Origin of the sequence: Azospirillum sp. TSO22-1 (assembly GCF_003116015.1) — a bacterium.
Taxonomy (GTDB): Bacteria; Pseudomonadota; Alphaproteobacteria; order Azospirillales; family Azospirillaceae; genus Azospirillum.
In genome coordinates this window covers 1-18,608 of sequence record NZ_LGQZ01000112.1, presented here as the reverse complement: position 1 = coordinate 18,608, position 18,608 = coordinate 1, and the positions used below count along the sequence as shown (strand labels likewise).

Genomic DNA, 18,608 nt, shown 5'->3' with positions numbered 1-18,608 from the left:
GCGCGGTGAAGTCGTTGTTGTACTTCGTGCGCATGTCGGTGTTGAGGTTCTGGTCGGCCAGCTTGGTCAGCGTCTCGCGGGCGCGGGCCAGCGCATCGGACACGTTGGTCGCCGCGTTGTTGAAGACGTTGGTGGCGCCCTTGGCGATGTTCAGCTGGCTGTTGACCGCGTCGATCGCGCCCTTCTCCGACCGCAGCGACTGGGCGACCGCGAAGGCCGCGCCGTCGTCCACCGCATCGGCCACCTTGTAGCCGGTGGTGACGCGCTTCTGGGTCTTGTTCAGGGCGTTGACGGTGTTGTTCAGGCTCTGCAGAGCGACCAGAGAGCTCTGGTTGGTGTTGACTGAGTTGGCCATGGTGAGTGCCCCCTTGTGCGCTCGGGATGAGCGGCTTGCCGTGATCTGACCATGTCATAGCAAGGGGTGTGCCAGCCGCGCCAATCCATGACAATCCGTTGAATTTCCTATATTTTTACCGCGGCGTCGGGTGGATGGCGGCAGGAAGCGCCCTGGCGGGGCCGGCAGCGCGCGGCCGGGCGGTAGGTAAAAAACTCCCCCCTCGACGCGCTCTGCCGGCCGCCGCCCGGCAAGAATGACCCCTCGCCGATCACTCGCCGTCATCACGGCCGTCCTGCGGCCGGCCCTCGTGAGGCCGGTTCGCCTGCGGGCGCGAGGGCGCCTTGCCGGGCAGCGGCGTCTGCGGGATGGTGCCCGGGGTGGTCTCGATGGACGGGATCTGCTGGCCGTCCGTGTCGTTGGCGAAGGTCGGCTGGTTCTGTTCGCGGCTCATGCGCTCCTCCGGTGGTCGCTCACCGAAGGACAACAGCGCGCCCGGCGATCAATGCCGGCCGCGCCGGAGGCCCAGCTTGTCCGGCAGCGGGCGGCGCTCGTCCGACAGCGCCTCCAGGTAGTCGGCCAGCCGCTTCGACTTGGCGACCGACAGCAGGATCAGACCGACCGTCGGCAGCAGCGTAGCCAAGAACACCAGCACGCGCAGCCAGAGCGGCTCGTCGCCCAGCGCCAGCAGGTTCATGCCGAGGAAGCCGGTGACCAGCGTGCCGATCATGCCGATGACGGTCACCACGGTCAGCCGCAGGACCGAGTTGGCCTGCCGCCGCAGCCCGTCGGAATCCAGGTAGTCGGACATGTCCTGCACCTCGTCGCGCACCTCGGCGTACAGGCGCTCGGTGCCCAGGTGTTCCGACCACATCCGGAACAGGTCGCGCGCCGGACCCTGGTTCGACACCTCGTGGAACCAGTAGCGGTGGGTGAAGCGCAGGAAGATCTCGAAAATCTGGCGGATGTCGCGCTTGAACACCTTCACCGAGTCCACGTCGCCGATGTCCAGCCGGCTGATCGCCACCACCAGCCGGTCCGACAGCATCAGCAGCGCCGCGCGGTGGAAGTGCGCGATCAGGCCGAGCAGGAAGTACTGGTGCCGGAACTGGCCGAGCAGCCCGGCCTCCAGGTCCGTATAGAAGGAGTCGCCGTCCCGCCCGACCATCACCAGCGCGTGCCCGCAGCAGATCATCCGCACGCTGCTCAGCCCGCAGCCCGGCGCCAGATTCCAATAGCGGTCGTAGCAGTAGCGCTGCTCGAAGCCGTAGAGGTAGCTCTCGGCGAAGGGCAGCGTGCCGTCCTGCACGCCCGGTCCGGTGGCGAGGCCGAGCCGCACCCAGTCGGCCCGTGCCAGCCGCGTCGGGTCGTCCATGGACAGGTAGGCGAGCAGCGGCATGCGCTGGTACTCGAGCTGGCGGTACGTCAGCGCCCCGCCCGCATCGGACTGGTGCAGCGCCAGCGGCTTCAGCAGGAACGCCCAATGCGCCGCGATGTAGGGGGCGCGGTTGCGGCAGACGAACTCCAGGAAGGTCCGCTTGTCGTCGGTGTCGGAGGCGGCCAGCACCGCGCCGTCCGCCGCCAGCCATTCCACCTTGCGGCAGCACTGCCCAGCGCTGCCGTCGGCGTTCCAGAACGACGGGTAGGTGCGCCCGAAGCGGTACAGCAGGTCCTGCACCCAGCGCAGGTCCACGTCCTCCGCGGCGATCTCCACCGCCAGGATCGCCACGTCGACGTCGTGGAAGAAATAGAGGTCGATGTGCACGACCTCCACGACGCGCGGCACGCCGTCGCCGAGCGTGAGGCGGGCGCGCGCCACGTCGCGGCGGCGGAACACCTTGATCGGCGACGCGCCGTAGCCGCCTGCCCCGCCCTCGCCGTACAGGAAGCGCTGCACGTAGGGCAGGAAGGCGGTGAACTCGATGTAGTGGCGTTCCTTGAACTCGCCGGGGTCGAGGGTGAACTCGTCCGCCACCTCGCTCCAGACGCAATCCGGGCCGCCCAGGCGTTCCCAGTGCCGCTGGATCTGCGTGCCCTCCTGCAGGGGCATCAGCTGCACCGGCCACAGCAGGATCTCGCGGAAGCGGCGCACGCGCACGGTGTCGTCCGTTTCGGGCACGGCGATCTCGGACATGGGCGCGGCCTCCCCTTCCCTTTTGTCCCTTCCTTTTGCAAGGAGTGTAGCAGAGGCGGCGGGCCTGACGATGGTCAAGGATTCCGCCGCCGTGCCGCGGCACCCTGCGGGTCGGCAAGGCGCGGAGGCACGGCATGGGCACGATACGGATCGACTGGACCGACGGCGAAGGCCACTGCGACGAATGCGGGCCGTACGAGGTGGTCACCGTGGGCATCACCAAGCCGGACGGGTCGGCGGTCGAGCTGCGCTACTCCGGGCACGAGGCCGGCGGCGACCGCCTGAGCGACCCCGCCACCGCGGTGGCCGCGGTGCTGCGGGCGCTGGGGTACGAGGTGGAACTGACGGTGCGCTGACGTTCCTCTCCCCTCGCCGGAGGCGGGGGAGGGAGCTTTGGTGACAGCCGACTCTCCCCTGCGTTATCCTCCCGTCCAAGCAAGAAACCGGGAGGAACCTCAGTATGGATACACCCCTGTGGCGCCCGTCGGACGAGCGCGTCGCCGCGTCGAACCTGACGGCGTTCCGCGAGGCCGCCAACGCCCGCTTCGGCCTCAGGCTGGCCGACTACGACGCGCTGTGGGACTGGTCGGTGGCCAGGAAGGAGGACTTCTGGCGTTTCCTCTGGGACTGGGCCGGCATCACGGGTGAGCCCGGCTCAGACGTGCTGCGCGACGGCGACCGGATGCCCGGCGCGCAATGGTTCCCCGACGCCCGCCTGAACTACGCCGAGAACCTGCTCGCCGGCGCCGCCGACGAGGCGCTGGTGTTCTGGGGCGAGGACAAGGTCAAGCGCCGCTGGAGCAAGGCCGAGCTGACGACCGAGGTCTCCCGCCTGCAGCAGGCGCTGAAGGCCGCCGGCGTCGGCGTCGGCGACCGCGTCGCCGCCTACATGCCCAACATGCCCGAGACGCTGGCCGCCATGCTCGCCACCGCCAGCCTCGGCGCCACGTGGTCGTCGTGCTCGCCGGACTTCGGCGTGCAGGGCGTGGTCGACCGCTTCGGGCAGATCGAGCCCAAGGTGCTCTTTTTCCCCGACGCCTACTGGTACAACGGCAAGGCGCACGACGTCCGCGGCAAGGCCGCCGAGGTGCTGAAGGATCTGCCCACCGTCGTCCACGCCGTCTGCGTCCCCTACGTGGATCCGGACGCCGACCTGTCCGCCGTGCCCCGGGGCATCGCCTACCGCGACTTCCTGGCGCCCCATCCGGCGGCGCAGCCGGCGTTCGAGCGGGTGCCGTTCAACCACCCGCTGTTCATCCTCTACTCCTCCGGCACCACCGGAAAGCCGAAGTGCATCGTGCACGGCGCCGGCGGCACGCTGCTCCAGCACGTCAAGGAGCATCGGCTGCACTGCGACCTGAAGCCCGGCGACCGTCCGTTCTACTTCACCACCTGTGGCTGGATGATGTGGAACTGGCTGGTGACCGGGCTGGCCAGCGGCTGCACGCTGCTGCTCTACGACGGCTCGCCCTTCGCGCCCGACGGCAACATCCTGTTCGACTACGCCGACGCCGAGCGCATGACGCTGTTCGGCACCTCGGCCAAGTACATCCAATCGCTGGAGAAGGGCGGGCTGGAGCCGGCGAGGACGCACAGCCTCGCCAGCGTGCGGGCGCTGACCTCCACCGGCTCGCCGCTGATGCCGGAGAACTTCGACTACGTCTACCGCGCCATCAAGCAGGACCTGCACCTCGCCTCGATCAGCGGCGGCACCGACATCGTCAGCTGCTTCGTGCTCGGCAACCCGACCGCGCCGGTGTGGCGGGGCGAGATCCAGACGCGCGGCCTGGGACTCGCGGTGGAGTCCTTCTCCGACGACGGCCACCCGATCCGCGGCGAGAAGGGCGAGCTGGTGTGCACGAGGCCGTTCCCCTCCATGCCCATCGGCTTCTGGAGCGATCCGGACGGCCGGAAGTACCGCTCCGCCTATTTCGAACGGTTCGACAACATCTGGACGCACGGCGACTTCATCGAGCAGACGGCGCACGGCGGCTGGGTGATCTACGGCCGCTCGGACGCGGTGCTGAACCCCGGCGGCGTGCGCATCGGCACGGCGGAGATCTACCGCCAGGTCGAGCAGCTGCCGGAGATCATGGAGGCGATCTGCATCGGCCAGGAATGGGATGGCGACGTGCGCGTCGTGCTGTTCGTGGTGCTGCGCGAGGGGCTGACTCTCGACAAGGCCCTGGAGGACACGATCCGCAAGCGCATCCGCGACAACTGCTCGCCGCGCCACGTGCCGGCGAAGATCGTGCAGGTGACCGACATCCCGCGCACCCGCTCCGGCAAGATCACCGAGCTGGCGGTGCGCGACGCGGTGCACGGCCGCCCGATCAAGAACACCGAGGCGCTCGCCAACCCGCAGGCGCTGGAGCAGTTCACGGGACGGGCCGAACTCGCCTCTTCATAAGGTGTCGCAACGTGGGCCGCCCGGGGCGGGCGGCCCACCGACGAAGGCTCGCCATGCCCCCTCCCCTCTTTCTCGACCTCGACGGCGTGCTGGCCGACTTCGACCGCGGCGTGAGGGCGGTGACCGGCAGGCGCCCCGAGGAGCTGCCGACCAAGGTCATGTGGCGCGAGCTGGCGCGCCACAAGGACTTCTACGGCACGCTGGAGTTCATGCACGACGCGCAGGAGTTGTGGCGCTTCTGCGAGCCGCACGGGCCGACCATCCTCACCGGCCTGCCGCTGGGGTCGTGGGCGCCCGAGCAGAAGCGGCGGTGGGTGGCGCGCATGCTGGGACCGCACGTGAAGGTCATCGCCTGCATGGCGCGCGACAAGCACCGCCACGCCTCGCCCGGCGCCGTGCTGGTGGACGACCGCGAAAAGGCCCGCGAGCCGTGGGAAGGCGCCGGCGGCATCTTCGTGCTGCACACCTCGGCCGAAGCCTCTATCGCCGCGCTGGAGCGGCTCGGCTTCTAGAACACACACGAGTGTCCGCGGCGGATTTCATAGAATTTCTCAAACATTTTTCATATTACCGCACCCGTCGAAAAGGCCTCGATTCGCCACCGAATGGCGCGGGAATCACGGAAAACACCCGTGTTGCGCCGCACCAATTCCACGGCGCCGCCGTGGCATTGCGGCTTTCGCGCCACACGTGGCCCACGAACGCGACGTCTCTAATAAATTCGCAGTTGCTGCGGCGCCATTCACTCTTGTGCGGATGGTTTCCTTCTGCCAATAACACCCAAAGCCCATAGGGTACCGCTTTACACGGGAGTGCTTTCATGAATCAGGCCGAACTGATCGAGTCCGTCGCCACCACCGCCGGCATCAAGAAGACCGAGGCCGCCAAAGTGGTCCAGGCCGTGTTCGAGGGCATCTCGGGCGCGCTGGGCAAGGGCGAGGAAGTCCGTCTGGCCGGCTTCGGCATCTTCGAGGTGGCCGAGCGCGCCGCCCGCGAGGGCCGCAACCCGCGCACCGGCGAGGTCGTGAAGATCGCCGCCTCCAAGGCGCCGAAGTTCAAGCCGGCCAAGCAGCTGCGCGACGCCGTCAACGGCTGATCGCCCAGCGCCCTGCAGGAGCCGTCATGCCGATCGAACCCTCCGAGCTTCAGGTCCTCACCGCCAAGGTTGTCGCTGCCTTTGTCAGCAACAACTCGGTTCCGGTGACCGACCTGCCCGCGCTCATCAGCAGCGTCCAAGCGGCCTTCCGGGGTCTCGGCGAGGAAAAGGCGGCTCCGCAGAAGACGGAGCAGGCGCCGGCCGTGCCGATCAAGAAGTCGGTCACGCCGGACTACATCGTCTGCCTCGAGGACGGCAAGAAGCTGAAGATGCTGAAACGGCATCTGAAGACCGTCTACGACCTGACGCCGGACGAGTACCGGGTGAAGTGGGCTCTGCCGCCGGAATACCCGATGGTGGCGCCCAACTACGCCAAGGCGCGGTCCGAGATGGCGACCAAACTCGGCCTCGGCCGCAAGAAGGTCACCCAGGACTGACCTCCGGCCGGTCTTACCGATCAGCGCAGGCGCGCCCTACCGGGCGCGCCTGTTGCGTTTTGCGGCGGCGCGAACAACCCCGCCGCGCAGCGACTGCGACAAACCGCGCCTGCAGCGCTGCCGCGGTGCGACATAGACCTCCGGCATACGCCTCCGGAGCGTCTCCTCCCTAACGCTTCGGGCCGCCGGCTTGTCCGCGCGGCCCGTTTCCTTTCCGATCGGACGACCCTCGGATGCGCGGAAATCCCGGACGGCGGCCTCCCTCCGTCCTGCCTGTTCGCGAAACGTAAAATGCCCCTCTTTCCTTCGGCCGAAGGTAATAGTATACAGTCTGCCGCCCCGCGGCAAAGGATCATCCCCTTGGCTGAGCATGATCCGGCACAGAATAGCCCGGACATACGCCAAAAAACATTTCAGCACACCGGTTTAACGAGTTGCTTCGTCTTCTCCCCCGCGTCACAGTATCGGTGTTCGGCACGCCCATCACAGTCAACCGGGCGCGAAGAATTCGGCAATTTTTAAAGAAATCGGCGAAACAGCCGGTACGCCGCCGAACCCTGCGGGTTAGAGAGAGGAGGTTTGGAGTGCTCAAAAAACTGCTGATCGGTGAGAACGCCAGCCTGTCCCGCTACGTCGAGGAGTCGAAGCGGTACCCGATCCTCTCACCGGACGACGAGCGCGCGCTGGCCGAAGCCTGGCGCTACCGCGGCAGCGCCGTCGCGCTGGAAAAGCTGGTGGGCAGCCACCTGCGCTTGGTCATCAAGATCGCCCGCGGCTTCGCCGGCTACGGCCTGCCGCTGACCGACCTGGTGGCGGAGGGCAACGTCGGCCTGATGCAGGCCGCGCAGAAGTTCGACCCGGAGCGCGGCTTCCGCTTCGCCACCTACGCCACGTGGTGGATCCGCGCCGCCGTCCAGGAATACATCCTGCACTCCTGGTCGCTGGTGAAGATGGGCACCACCGCCGCGCAGAAGAAGCTGTTCTTCAACCTGCGCCGCCTGAAGAGCCGCATGGAGGAGCTGGAGCAGGGCGACCTGTCGCCCGAGGCCGTCGCCGCCATCGCCGCCGAGCTGGAGGTGCCCGAGGGCGAGGTGGTCGAGATGAACCGCCGGCTCGCCTCCTCCGACAGCTCGCTGGACGCCACCATGAGCAGCGACGGCGAGACCAACTGGCTGGAGCTGCTGGCCGACGACCGCCCGAATCAGGAGATCACCATCGCCGACGCCGACGAGCTGGCCCTGCGCCGCCGTCTGGTCGGGCAGGCGCTGGAGCGCCTCGACGACCGCGAGCGCCGCATCCTGTTCGAGCGCCGGCTGAAGGACAACCCCTCCACGCTGGAGGCGCTCAGCCAGCAGTTCTCCGTCTCGCGCGAGCGGGTGCGGCAGATCGAGGTGCGCGCCTTCGAAAAGCTGCAGAAGGCGGTGCTGAGCGCCGCCCAGGCCCTGCGCCGCCCGGCCGCGGCGGCCGCGGCGTAACGTTTCGGCAGCTTCGCCTATAGTCAACCGGCGGTTGCCCGCTTCGGGCACCGCCGGTTTTCTTTTGCGTCATACGCAGGCGAAAAGTTCGCCTGCGACAATGCGTGCCGTTCTCACAATTGAGACTCGTCGGCATGATACCGGCCTCGCGCACAAATTACTTTGCAGTTTAACAAAATACCCCACATTATCTGAATACATACGCGCAGGAGCCGTGCCGCCCATGTCGACCGCTGCCCAGACTCAGTCCATCCTCGACCGCATCCGCTTCCTGCGCATCGATGAAACCAGCAAGTCCCTGCTGCGGGAGTTCCAGCCGCACGTGGCGGCGCGCATTGACTCGCTGCTGGCCGACTTCTACGGCTACATGCAGTCGGTGCCGCAGATCTCCGGCCTGCTGTCCAGCCCCTCGGTGGTCCAGCACGCCAAGGAGGCGCAGAAGCAGCACTGGCTGCGCAACGTCTTCACCGGCACGTTCGACGAATCCTACATGGCGCAGGTGCTGCGCATCGGGCAGGCGCACCAGCGCATCGGGCTGGAGCCGCGCTGGTACATGGGCGCCTACTGCTTCATGCTGAACCGGCTGATCGAGATCGCCGCGGTGGTCTACCGCAAGAAGCCGGAGCGGCTGGCCCAGGTGATGGGCGCGGTCAACAAGGCGGTCTTCCTCGACATGGATCTGGCGCTGTCGGTCTACGTCGACCTCAACACCGCGGCGATCATCGCGCGCGAGTTGGGCAGCACCGCCGACGCGTTCGAGCGCGAGGTGAAGACCGTCGTGCAGGCCGTCGCCTCGGCCGCCACGCAGCTGCAGGGCACGGCGCGCACCATGAGCCGCACCGCCGAGGAGACCTCGGCGCAATCCACCCAGGTGGCCGCCGCCGCCGAGGAGGCCTCGGTCAACATCCAGACCGTCGCCGCCGCCGCCGAGGAGCTGTCGGCCTCCATCGGCGACATCACCAGCCAGGTCACCCAGTCCGCCCGCATCGCCAACGAGGCGAAGACCCAGGCGGAGCGCACCAACACCACCGTGCAGGGGCTCGCCGACGCCGCCAGCAAGATCGGCCAGGTGGTCAAGCTCATCCACGACATCGCCAGCCAGACCAACCTGCTGGCGCTGAACGCCACCATCGAGGCGGCGCGGGCGGGTGAAGCGGGCAAGGGCTTCGCCGTGGTGGCCAGCGAGGTGAAGAGCCTCGCCAACCAGACCGCCAAGGCGACGGAGGAGATCAACGCGCAGATCGGCTCGGTCCAGGGCGCCACGCAGGAGGCCGTCGGGGCGATCCGCAGCATCTCCGAGACCATCGACCGCATCAACGACATCACCCGCACCGTCGCCCAGGCGATGGACGCGCAGGGTGCTGCGACCAGCGAGATCGCCCGCAACGTGCAGCAGGCCTCCATCGGCACGCGCGAGGTCAGCGAGACCATCGTGCGCGTCAACGCCTCGGCCGCCGACACCGGCAGCGAGGCGCGCAACGTCCTGCAGGCCACCGACGAGCTGAGCCGCCAGTCGGAAACCCTGCGCAGCGAGGTCGACCGCTTCCTCACCCGCGTCCGCGCCGGCTGACGCAGACGAAAAGCCCCTGCCCGCCAGTGCGGGCAGGAGCCCTTCCGTCCCCCTACCGTCATGCCCGGGCTTGTCCCGGGCATCCACGGGCCTGAACGTCCACACAGGCCCATGTGCGTGGATGGCCGGGACAAGCCCGGCCATGACGAAAACGCAGATTGCCGGCTTTGCTTACGGCACTTTACGGCAGCGTGCGAAGCACGCCGTCGCAGATCGGCACGTTCTCGCGCCGCGCGGCGTCGCGCGCCTGCGAGGCGTCCTGCCAATAGCAACGACCGGCCAGCGTCGCCAGCTCACCGCCGCGCATCACGACATACAGGCCGGTGCGCCCAAGGCTCACAATCCGCACCATTGCACCCTCCCTCGCCCGACGCAGGATTGGTTCGATAAAATTTGAATAAACCGCGGCCGAATGCTCGGACGCCACAGTTGTTTGTTTAGAGACTTACCGACAAACTCTGCCGGAGTCACGTCCGACAAAGGTCTTATCGAGGCCATAGCGAGGATTGCCGAGGCGATGGGCGTTGAGTTCGCCCAATTGCTTGGGCAATGATAGGCCAGGAATCGATAGTTTTCTTTCGTTGAGTGAAACGTCGCCGTATGACCGCCCCGTGGATCAGCACCCTGCTGCGCCGTACCGGCCCGCGCCGGCCGGTCGGTCCATGGGCGCTGCTGGCCGCGCTGGCGATGGCGATCGTCGCCGGCTACGTGGCACTGGCCGGCGGCGCGCTGTGGCGCGAGCACGACCGCACGCGCGAGGAGGCGGAGCGCAACGCCCGGAACCTGGCGCATCTGGTCGCCGGCGTGGTCGGCTACGCCATGGAGAACGTCTCCCGCGAGCTGGAACTGATCGCCCACACCATAGCGTCCCAGGGGACTGCGCAGGGCCGCGCCCCGGTGGTTCCGCCGCCACTCGCCGCGGTGGCGGTACTCGACAGCGACGGCTCGCTGCTGGCCGGCGATCCGGGGCTGGCGACGCTGCCGGCGGCGCGCGCGGCGGTCCGGGCTGTGGAGGGCGGCCGCCTCGGCGTGCACGCCGGCCCGCCGGGGCCGGAGGGGCGGCCGATGCTGCTGTTCATCCACCGTGCGCCGCAGGGGCTGGTGGTTGCCAGCATGCCGGCGCGGGCGCTGAACCGGCTGGTCCACTCGGTCGAGCTGCCGGGGCTGGAGGGCGTCGATATCGCTCTGTCCGACGGTACGCCGGTGGTGGGCGCCGCGCGCCCGGCCGGCGACGATGGCGGGCCGCGGCTGGTGGTGCGTCAGGCGGTGTCCGGCACCGGTCTGGTGGTGTCGCTGAGCGAGCCCTGGTCGGCGATCCTCGCCGGCTGGCGGGCGACGGCGGCGGAGGCGGCGCTGGTCGGCGTGGCGGTGGCCACCGGCGTGCTGGTGTTGACGGTGGCGCTGTTCCTGTGGATGCGTCGCATGCAGGCTGCCGAGGAGGCGCGCCGCGCCGCCGAGGCGGCGAGCCGCGCCAAGTCCGACTTCCTGGCGCTGATGAGCCATGAGCTGCGCACGCCGCTGAACACCGTGCTGGGCTTCGCCGAGATGATCCGCGACCGCGCCTGGGGACCGGGGGCGGAGGACCGCTACGTCGAGTACGCCGGCGACATCCACGCCGCCGGCACGCACCTGCTGTCGGTGCTGAACGACGTGCTCGACCTCGCCAAGATCGAGGCCGGGCGCATGGCGCTGCACCCCGAGCCGCTGTCGGCCGCCGACCTCGCCCTGGCCTGCTACCGCCTGTCCAGCGGGCAGGCGCGCGCCTCGGGCGTGGAGATCGCCGTGTCGGTGGCGGATGACTCCGCGCCGCTCTACGCCGACCCGCGCGCGGCGCGGCAGATGATCGTCAACCTGCTCTCCAACGCCTGCAAGTTCACCCCGCGCGGCGGCACCGTGCGCCTGGAGATCCGCGACGCGCCGCATGGCGGCATGCTGGTGACGGTCAGCGACACCGGCTGCGGCATGACGCAGGAAGGCATCGTCAAGGCGCTGCAGCGTTTCGGCCAGGTCGACAACCTGCACACCCGGGCGCAGACCGGCACCGGCCTCGGCCTGCCGCTGGTCAAGGGCCTGGTCGAGCTGCACGGCGGCAGCCTGGGCATCGACAGCACCCCCGGCCAGGGCACCACCGTCACCCTCGCCTTCCCGCCCCCGCCGCTCGCCGTCACCGCGAAGGCGGCGCTGCGCTTCGCGGAGGGCTGAGCGGCGCCTCCGGGATCCGGTTCACCCGCGGCGCTGTTAGCCCACCAGCACGGCAGGGGGAGGAGCAGGCATGGACGGGGACGGGATGCGCTTCGAGGGGATCGCCCGCGTGCCGGTCAGCATCCGCCGCGCCCGTGCCGAGGACCTGCCGGCGCTGGAGTGGCACGGCCTGTACACGCCGATGCGCGAGGTCATCCAGTCCGCTTTCCGCGCGCAGGAGCGCGGCGACGGCGTGATGCTGCTGGCCGACGCCAACGGCTTCCCGGCCGGCCAGGCGTGGATCGATTTCGCCCGCAAGGCGCATCTGGGGCTGGCGACGCTGTGGGCGGTGCGGGTGTTCCCCGCCTTCCAGCGCGGCGGCGTCGGCACGCTGCTGATGCACGCCGCCGAGCGCACCGTGCTGGCCGGCGGCGTCACCACCGCCGAGCTGGGGGTCGACCGCGACAACGCGGGCGTGCTGCGCTTCTACGGGGCGCTCGGCTACGCCCGCGTCGGCACCGAGCGCGGCACCTTCAGCTACCGCACGCCCGAGGGCCGCACCGTCGACGTGGCGGTCGACCAGTGGCTGCTGCGCAAGCGGCTGATCACCGAGCGCCCGCGGCTGGCGGTGCGGTAACCCCTACTCCGCCGCCAGCACCACCCGCTGCGCCACCCGCCCGTACGGCAGGAACACCCCGGCCGCCGCCAGGATGCGGCCGAACTCCTGTGCCGAGCCGGTGGCCATGCACAGCCCGACCAGCGGCAGCCAGCGGTCCAGCGCCGCCAGCGCCACGTCCTCGTTGCCGTGCTGCAGGGCGCCCAGCGCTTCCAGCAGGGCCACCTCGTCGTGGCCGACCATGAGCATCGCCGGGTTCAGCACGGATGGCCGCCGCGCGCCCTCGGCGGCGAACACGCCCAGCATGGCGAACAGCGGCAGCAGGGCGTCGGCCGGGATGCCGGCGGCGCCGAACGCCGCGCGGATCGCCGCCATCGAGCGGACCGTGCCGCCGCGGAACCACAGCCGCACCGCCATCAGCACCGCGTATTCGCCCTCGGTCAGGTCATGCACCGTCGTGGACATGCTGTTTCCCCTGTCATTGTGGGGGCATCCTAGCGCATCCATTTCCTAATTGCGAGTCATTATCATTTGCATTCGTGCGCGAACGAGGAGGAGCTGTGACAAAAGAGGTACCCGGGCGTCCGGGCAAGATCGCGTTAACCTTGATCGGAAATCCTGGCCCTGCTCGACGTGAGGGGCATGGGAACGATGATGCGCAAGCTTGCCAAGGGTCTCCTGGGTCTTCTTCTGGCCGGCGTGGTGGCCGGCGCCGCCGCTCCGGCGGACGCGCAGATCCGCTTGAACGCCGCGTACGGCGACGGTTCGCTGCAGGGGCCGGGCAAGGCCCGCGGCGCGGTGATCTGGAACCACGGCCGCGCCGTCGAGTACGAGGACTCCACCGCCCCCACCCCGCTCTACATGCAGACGCTGCGCGACGCCGGCTGGGACGTCTACCGGCTGGACCGCATGCGGGTCAGCGACACGCTGCCCAACAGCTCGCGCGCACTGGCCGAGCACGCCGAGCGCTTGAAGACCCGCGGCTACCAGCGCGTGGTGCTGACCGGGCAGTCGTTCGGCGCCTTCATCTCGCTGCTGGCCGCCGGGCGGACCGAGGCGATCGACGCGGTGGTCGGCACCGCCCCGGCCGCCTTCGGCAACTTCTCCGAGGCGTACGACTCCTACCGCGACAACGCCACCCAGCTGTGGCCGATCCTGCGCAACGTACGCTCGGCCCGGGTGATGCTGTATTTCTTCCACGGCGACGACTTCGATCCGGGCGGGCGCGGCGAGCAGGCCCGCACCATCCTGGCCGGCCGCGGCATCGACAACGTCATCGTCGACCAGCCCGCATCCCTCACCGGCCACGGCGCCGCCAACTCCGGCCTGTTCGTGCGCCGCTTCGGCTCCTGCATCATCCGCTTCGCCGAGGCCGCGCCGAGGGCCGGCGACCCGCCCTGCGACGAGGCCTGGGGCCGCAGCCCGAGCCCCGGCCTGCTGCAGGCCAGCGCCGGCAGCGCGCCGCCGTCCACCCCGCAGCCCGGCAGGCCGGGCAGCCTGGGCCCCTTCCTCGGCACGTGGTACGGCACCTACCTGAACGGCCGCGAGGTGATGCTGCGCGTCCAGCGCGGCGAGGCCGACAACGCCAGCGCCGACTACGTCCTCGGCCCCGGCGTCGAACCCGACCAGGACCTGGAGCACGTCCGCCGCAAGGGCCGCGTGGTGGAGGAAGAACTGGTCTTCGACGAGAAGGGCCGCAACGTGCTGCGCTACTACCTGCGCCCCGACGGCAAGCTGGCGGCGACGTGGCTCGACAAGTCCGGCAAGGGCCGGCTGGACACCGTGCTGCGCCGGGTGGATTGAGGAACTACGTCTCCCAGCGCGCCGCCGCGTCGTCGTCGCTGCCCTTCGCGTCCACCCAGCGCTCGCCCTCCGGCGTCGCCTCCAGCTTCCAGAACGGCGCCCTGGTCTTCAGCCAGTCGATCAGGAAGTGGCAGCTCTCGAACGCCGCCTCGCGGTGCGCCGAGGCGGTGGCGACCAGCACGATGCGGTCGCCCGGCTCCAGCCGGCCGTAGCGGTGGACGATCAGCACCTCGTCGAGCGGCCAGCGCCGCCGCGCCTCGGCCTCGATGGCCTCGAGCTGGCGCTCGGTCATGCCGGGGTAATGCTCCAGCGTCATGGCCGAGACGGCCTCGCCGCCGGCCATATCGCGCACCAGGCCGAGGAAGCTGGTCACCCCGCCGATGGCGGTCTTCCCCGCGGTGAGCGCCGCCAGCTCGGCGCCGACGTCGAAGTCCTCGCGCTGCACCCGCACGCTCATGGCGCCCTCCTCATCCGCCGGTGACCGGCGGGAACAGCGCGACCTCGTCGCCGGCCGAGACCGGGTGGTCGAAGGGCACGTGCTCCTGGTTCACCGCGACCTTGACGACGGCGGTGTTGGCCAGCGCCTCGGCGTAGGTCGGCCCGCGCGTCTTCAGCCACTCGACCAGCCCGCCGACGTCCGTGACGTCGGCCGGCGGCTCGACCTGTTCCTGCGCCACGCCGATCTTGGTGCGCAGCCACGCGAAATAGAGAACCTTCATCACCGGACCTCACTAGCGAACTTCACTCAGGGGCAGGAACTCCACGGTCATGCCGGGCTCCAGCCGGGACAGATCTTCGGGCAGCTCGACCAGCCCGTCGGACTCGACCAGCGACGACAGGACGCCCGCCCCGTCGCGCGGGTGCTTGACCGCCGTCAGCGCGCCGTCCTCGCCGCGGGCGAGCCTGGCGCGCACGTACTCGCGCCGGCCCGCCTTCTTCTTGTAGGCGAAGGCCGCCTTTACCGGAAACAGCCGCGGCTCGGACTCCTCCGCCCCCATCAGGCGCAGCAGGATCGGCCGGGCGATGCGCAGGAAGGTGACCATCACCGCCACCGGGTTGCCGGGCAGCCCGACGAACACGGCGTCGCGCACCTGCCCCAATGCCACCGGACGCCCCGGCTTGATGGCGAGCCGCCAGAAGTGCAAGGCGCCCAGCGCCTCCACCGCCGCCTTGACGTGGTCCTCCTCCCCCGTGGACATGCCGCCCGAGGTGATGAGCACGTCATGCTCCGCCGCCGCGCGCTCCAGCGCCTCCGTGATCGCCTCGAGCCGGTCGGGGAGGATGCCGAGGTCGGTCACCGCGCAGCCCAGCTGCCGCAGCGCCGCGATCAGCGCGAAGCGGTTGGCGTCGTAGATGCAGCCCTGCGGCAGCTCCTGCCCCGGCTCGCGCACCTCGTCGCCGGTGGAGAACACCGCGGCGCGCAGCGGCCGGCGCACGCTCAGCTCCTTGCGCCCCAGCGAGGCCGCCAGCCCGACGTCCTCCGGCCGCAGCCGCCGCCCGGTGGCCAGCACGACCGAGCCGCGCGTCACGTCCTCCCCCGCCTTGCGGCGGTTGGCGCCGCGCTTGATGCCGGCGGGGATCGCCACGGAGTCCCCGTCGTTAGCATCTTTTATGGGCCGGCAATCCTCCTGCATTAGCACGGTGTCGAAGCCGGCGGGCATCGGGGCGCCGGTGAAGATGCGCACCGCCTCGCCGCGCCGCCCCTCGCGGCCGAGCAGGTGCCCGGCGGCGACGCGCCCGGTGACCGGCAGCACGGTCTCGCCGTCCGCCTGGAGATCGTCGAAGAACACCGCGTAGCCGTCCACCGCCGAGTTGTCGTGCGGCGGCACGTCGAACGGCGCCACCACGTCTTCGGCCAGCACGCGCCCGAGCGCGTCCGCCAGCGGCACGGTCTCCGCCGCGGTCACCGGCGCGACGCGGCTGCGCAGCAGGTCGAGCGCCGCGTGCACGGGCATGAGGTCGCCGCCGAAGGCGAAACAATCGTCACTGAGTTGGGCCATGGGGCATGCCGGCTGCTGGGGTCGCACTTGGTGTGCGCATAGTGCAAGCGCGCCGGTGCCGGACGCAACCTGAAAGCCCCTCTCCCCTTGCGGGAGAGGGGCTTTCAGGATCAGCCGCGCCTCAGGCTGGCCGAGTAGACGAAGTTCTCAAAGCTGTTCTCGCCGACGCGGAACCAGAGGCACGCCTCCTCTTGTCAAACGCGCGTCACTGCGATAGGATATAAGTCCTTTCGACCTGGAACGTCCAACCTCTTGGGAAGCGTGAACTGAACACCCCCTGCACAATGTTCCACGGTGTTCCAAACTGTTCCATTCGGCCCCGCCGCCGGGCCGCCGCCCCCTTACAGCACCTGTTCCAGCCAGGCGATGAACGGTTCCAGGTCGTGCGCCCAGACCAGGTAGAGGCCGCTGTCCTGCGCCGCCTTCAGGGTTTCCAGCTTGAAGACGCCGGAGATCAGGCCAACCAGCACGACCTGCTCGCCGTAGGCCTTGCGCCACTTCTCGCCCTTGCCGGCGGTGTCGTTGGCAACGCGCTTGACGCTGTTGACCGCCGAGTTGGAGTCCTTCGACTCCACCGCCACGATGCGCCCGTGCCGGGTGCCGATCAGGATGTCGACGCGCCGGCCGTACAGCGTGCACTCGCCGTAGTACTGGCCGCTGTCGGGGGCCAGCTTCGGCGCGTTGATCTTGCCGCCGTTCGGCGTCGGCACGCAGCGCAGGCCCAGGACGTCGAGGCGATCCTTCAGCATCTTCTCGACCGCGCGGCCATAGCCGCGGCGCTCGGCGGCCAGGGTCTGCGGGGCGTGCACCGCCGCCGTCATCAGCACGGCGTTGCGCAGCTCGTGGTAGCGCGGCCGGCGCCCGGTGGCGATCCACGGGAAGCGGTGCGGATCGGCGAGGCGGCAGATCATGCCGAAGACCTGCATGGCGACCTCGTCGCGCAGCAGGTCGCTCTTCTTCAGCCGGTCGGCGGAGCGGGTGACCAGCGTGTACAGGTCGTCCTCGGAGATCGGCGGGCCGGCGACGTAGCGCAGCGCGTCGAACAGTTCGCCGTCGCGCAGGATGCGGCGCACCACCTCCGGGTCGGGGTTGCCCGGCTCGAACGCCGAGACGGCGCGCAGCAGGCGGCGCACCGCATGCTTGCGCTCGCGAAAATGGCGCAGGTAGGCGCCGGCCGGCTCGCTCAGGCGGCGATCGACGAAGATGTTGATGGCGGTGCGGCGCTGCTCGTCCAGCATCTCGTCGGGCCAGACGGGCGGGTGCTCGGCCGTGTTGCGCAACATGGTGGGTGGGCTTTCCTATTCCGCGGCGCGCAGCACGTCGCCGGCGCGCACCAGCGCCACCACCGCGTCGGGGCGCGGGATCGGCAGGCGCTCGAGGTCGCGCGGCTCGAACTTCGACATGGCGCCGGCGTAGCTGACGCCGGCGTGCTCGGTGAGGTTGCGCTGCAGCCACACCGCGTAGGCGTCGAGCTGCTCAGGCGTCAGGCTGACGCCGTCGCGCACGTACAGGCCGTGCGCGATGTTGAGCATCGGCACGCCCGCCACGTTGCGCGCCACCGCCGGCGCCCGGCGGGCCATGTAGGTGCAGAGGATCGGCGCCGGCTCCTTCGGCTTGATGGCGTACCAGTGGGCGCGGCTGCGCGCCGTGGTGCTCTCGGCCGCCCCGGCGCGCTTGGCCCAGGCGATGAAGCGCTCGATGGCCTTGCGCTCGGCCGCCTTGAAGCGGTGCAGGCTGGGCGGCAGGTAGACCACCTTGCGCAAGGCGTGCGGGTCGTCCAGCCGGCCGCCGGCGCGGATGATGTCGTGCGCGTCGGTCACCGTGGGCAGCATCACGCTGTCCGGCAACTCGCGGGCGTGGTCGCCGGCGATCCACACCTGGTTGGCGCCGGTGGAGGTGCCGCGGCTGACGCGGAAGACGGTGCGCAGCGGCACGAGGTCCGGGTCGTCCGGCGCCGCCGCGTGGCCGCAGACGAGGTCGCCCCAGCGGTCGCTGGCGGCCAGGGCGGCGCGCTCGACGACTCGCTGCGCCGCCGGGGCGCGCAGGTCGTCCAGGCTCTCGGCGAAGCGGCAGTCGATGACGGGTTCTGCGCCGCCGACCTCGAATCCGACGATCACCGCGGTGGACATGGTCTCGCCGAAGGCCGGCGCCCGCGGGTCGATCAGGCAGACGCGGCGCACGCCCAGCGGCCCGAGCAGCAGCGTGCGCAGCGCGCCGCCGTAGGTGTTGTTCAGCCACTCGCCCGCGGTGACGAAGACGCCGCCGTCGCCCGGCTTCGCCAGCTCCGCCGTGCGGGCGTAGAAGTGCAGGTGCAGTCCGGCCAGTGCCACCGCCCGCCCGGCCGCCGCGGTGGCGCCGAAGCGGTCGAGCACGCCGCGGTACCAGTCCTTCCACACCTTCTCCAAGTCGTGGTGGCGGACGTAGGGCGGGTTGCCGATGAACAGGGTGCGCCCCGCGATGGCCGGCAGCGCGGCGCGGCGGTAGTCGTCGACGATCACCGTCGCCCGCCCGCCCAGCCCGCGCACCGCGAGGTTGGCGCGCAGCAGCCGGGC

The 18,608-nt window shown here is 69.9% G+C and carries 19 protein-coding genes and 1 pseudogene; 10 read left to right on the top strand and 10 right to left on the bottom strand.

Annotation, left to right across the window (positions count from 1 at the left end; translation table 11 throughout):
• From TSO221_RS26325 to TSO221_RS26315, 3 genes and pseudogenes are all read right to left on the bottom strand, one after another.
• Positions 1-355: pseudogene (locus tag TSO221_RS26325) on the bottom strand (flagellin); the annotation flags it as partial.
• 250 nt (positions 356-605) lie between these two features.
• Positions 606-788, bottom strand: coding sequence for a hypothetical protein (locus TSO221_RS26320; protein WP_109121487.1), 183 nt, complete (start codon positions 786-788; stop codon positions 606-608).
• A gap of 48 nt (positions 789-836) precedes the next feature.
• On the bottom strand, positions 837-2,468 hold the full coding sequence (locus TSO221_RS26315) for a CorA family divalent cation transporter (RefSeq protein WP_109121486.1): 1,632 nt from the start codon (positions 2,466-2,468) through the stop codon (positions 837-839).
• Between the two features lie 134 nt (positions 2,469-2,602).
• Here TSO221_RS26315 and TSO221_RS26310 point away from each other — a divergent pair, with 134 nt between their 5' ends.
• The 7 genes from TSO221_RS26310 to TSO221_RS26280 all read left to right on the top strand — a co-directional run bounded on the left by TSO221_RS26310 (position 2,603) and on the right by TSO221_RS26280 (position 9,456).
• Positions 2,603-2,824, top strand: coding sequence for a hypothetical protein (locus tag TSO221_RS26310; protein ID WP_109121485.1), 222 nt, complete (start codon positions 2,603-2,605; stop codon positions 2,822-2,824).
• Positions 2,825-2,928: 104 nt separating this feature from the next.
• Positions 2,929-4,878 carry an acetoacetate--CoA ligase gene (locus tag TSO221_RS26305; RefSeq protein ID WP_109121484.1) on the top strand — a complete coding sequence of 650 codons (1,950 nt, stop codon included), beginning with the start codon at positions 2,929-2,931 and terminating at the stop codon, positions 4,876-4,878.
• Positions 4,879-4,931: 53 nt separating this feature from the next.
• Positions 4,932-5,390 (top strand): hypothetical protein, encoded by a 459-nt coding sequence (locus tag TSO221_RS26300; RefSeq protein WP_109121483.1) that lies wholly within the window; start codon positions 4,932-4,934, stop codon positions 5,388-5,390.
• A 308-nt stretch (positions 5,391-5,698) separates the two neighbouring features.
• Positions 5,699-5,974, top strand: coding sequence for an HU family DNA-binding protein (locus tag TSO221_RS26295; protein ID WP_109121482.1), 276 nt, complete (start codon positions 5,699-5,701; stop codon positions 5,972-5,974).
• A gap of 26 nt (positions 5,975-6,000) precedes the next feature.
• Positions 6,001-6,411: a MucR family transcriptional regulator gene (locus tag TSO221_RS26290; protein WP_109121481.1), complete on the top strand. Its 411-nt coding sequence runs from the start codon at positions 6,001-6,003 to the stop codon at positions 6,409-6,411.
• Between the two features lie 584 nt (positions 6,412-6,995).
• Complete coding sequence (gene rpoH, locus TSO221_RS26285) at positions 6,996-7,886, top strand: RNA polymerase sigma factor RpoH (protein WP_109121480.1); 891 nt, start codon at positions 6,996-6,998, stop codon at positions 7,884-7,886.
• Between the two features lie 223 nt (positions 7,887-8,109).
• Positions 8,110-9,456, top strand: coding sequence for a globin-coupled sensor protein (locus tag TSO221_RS26280; protein WP_109121479.1), 1,347 nt, complete (start codon positions 8,110-8,112; stop codon positions 9,454-9,456).
• A 181-nt stretch (positions 9,457-9,637) separates the two neighbouring features.
• Here the strand turns inward: TSO221_RS26280 and TSO221_RS36105 are convergent, their stop codons facing one another.
• Positions 9,638-9,808 carry a hypothetical protein gene (locus TSO221_RS36105; RefSeq protein WP_199229639.1) on the bottom strand — a complete coding sequence of 57 codons (171 nt, stop codon included), beginning with the start codon at positions 9,806-9,808 and terminating at the stop codon, positions 9,638-9,640.
• A gap of 248 nt (positions 9,809-10,056) precedes the next feature.
• Between TSO221_RS36105 and TSO221_RS26275 the strand changes: the two genes are divergently transcribed.
• Both TSO221_RS26275 and TSO221_RS26270 read left to right on the top strand, forming a co-directional pair.
• Positions 10,057-11,658, top strand: coding sequence for a HAMP domain-containing sensor histidine kinase (locus TSO221_RS26275; RefSeq protein ID WP_109121478.1), 1,602 nt, complete (start codon positions 10,057-10,059; stop codon positions 11,656-11,658).
• Positions 11,659-11,728: 70 nt separating this feature from the next.
• Entirely contained in the window at positions 11,729-12,274 is a 546-nt protein-coding gene (locus TSO221_RS26270; RefSeq protein WP_109121477.1) for a GNAT family N-acetyltransferase, read from the top strand.
• Positions 12,275-12,277: 3 nt separating this feature from the next.
• On the opposite strand, the gene TSO221_RS26265 is transcribed toward TSO221_RS26270, so the two are convergent.
• The gene (locus tag TSO221_RS26265; protein WP_109121476.1) at positions 12,278-12,718 is read right to left on the bottom strand and encodes a hypothetical protein; all 441 of its coding nucleotides are present in this window, start codon (positions 12,716-12,718) and stop codon (positions 12,278-12,280) included.
• 186 nt (positions 12,719-12,904) lie between these two features.
• Between TSO221_RS26265 and TSO221_RS26260 the strand changes: the two genes are divergently transcribed.
• On the top strand, positions 12,905-14,056 hold the full coding sequence (locus TSO221_RS26260; RefSeq protein WP_109121475.1) for an alpha/beta hydrolase: 1,152 nt from the start codon (positions 12,905-12,907) through the stop codon (positions 14,054-14,056).
• Positions 14,057-14,060: 4 nt separating this feature from the next.
• Here TSO221_RS26260 and moaE read toward each other — a convergent pair whose 3' ends face one another.
• The 5 genes from moaE to TSO221_RS35655 form a co-directional block, all read right to left on the bottom strand.
• A complete protein-coding gene (gene moaE, locus TSO221_RS26255) occupies positions 14,061-14,513 on the bottom strand; it encodes a molybdopterin synthase catalytic subunit MoaE (protein WP_109121474.1) in 453 nt (150 codons plus the stop codon).
• Positions 14,514-14,523: 10 nt separating this feature from the next.
• Positions 14,524-14,775, bottom strand: a complete 252-nt coding sequence (moaD, locus tag TSO221_RS26250) for a molybdopterin converting factor subunit 1 (RefSeq protein WP_109121473.1) — start codon at positions 14,773-14,775, stop codon at positions 14,524-14,526.
• A gap of 12 nt (positions 14,776-14,787) precedes the next feature.
• The gene (glp, locus tag TSO221_RS26245) at positions 14,788-16,056 is read right to left on the bottom strand and encodes a gephyrin-like molybdotransferase Glp (RefSeq protein ID WP_109121472.1); all 1,269 of its coding nucleotides are present in this window, start codon (positions 16,054-16,056) and stop codon (positions 14,788-14,790) included.
• A gap of 341 nt (positions 16,057-16,397) precedes the next feature.
• On the bottom strand, positions 16,398-17,339 hold the full coding sequence (locus TSO221_RS26240; protein ID WP_109121471.1) for a XamI family restriction endonuclease: 942 nt from the start codon (positions 17,337-17,339) through the stop codon (positions 16,398-16,400).
• Positions 17,340-17,354: 15 nt separating this feature from the next.
• Positions 17,355-18,608 (bottom strand): SAM-dependent methyltransferase (locus tag TSO221_RS35655; RefSeq protein WP_109121470.1); only part of this gene is annotated, 1,254 nt, incomplete at its 5' end.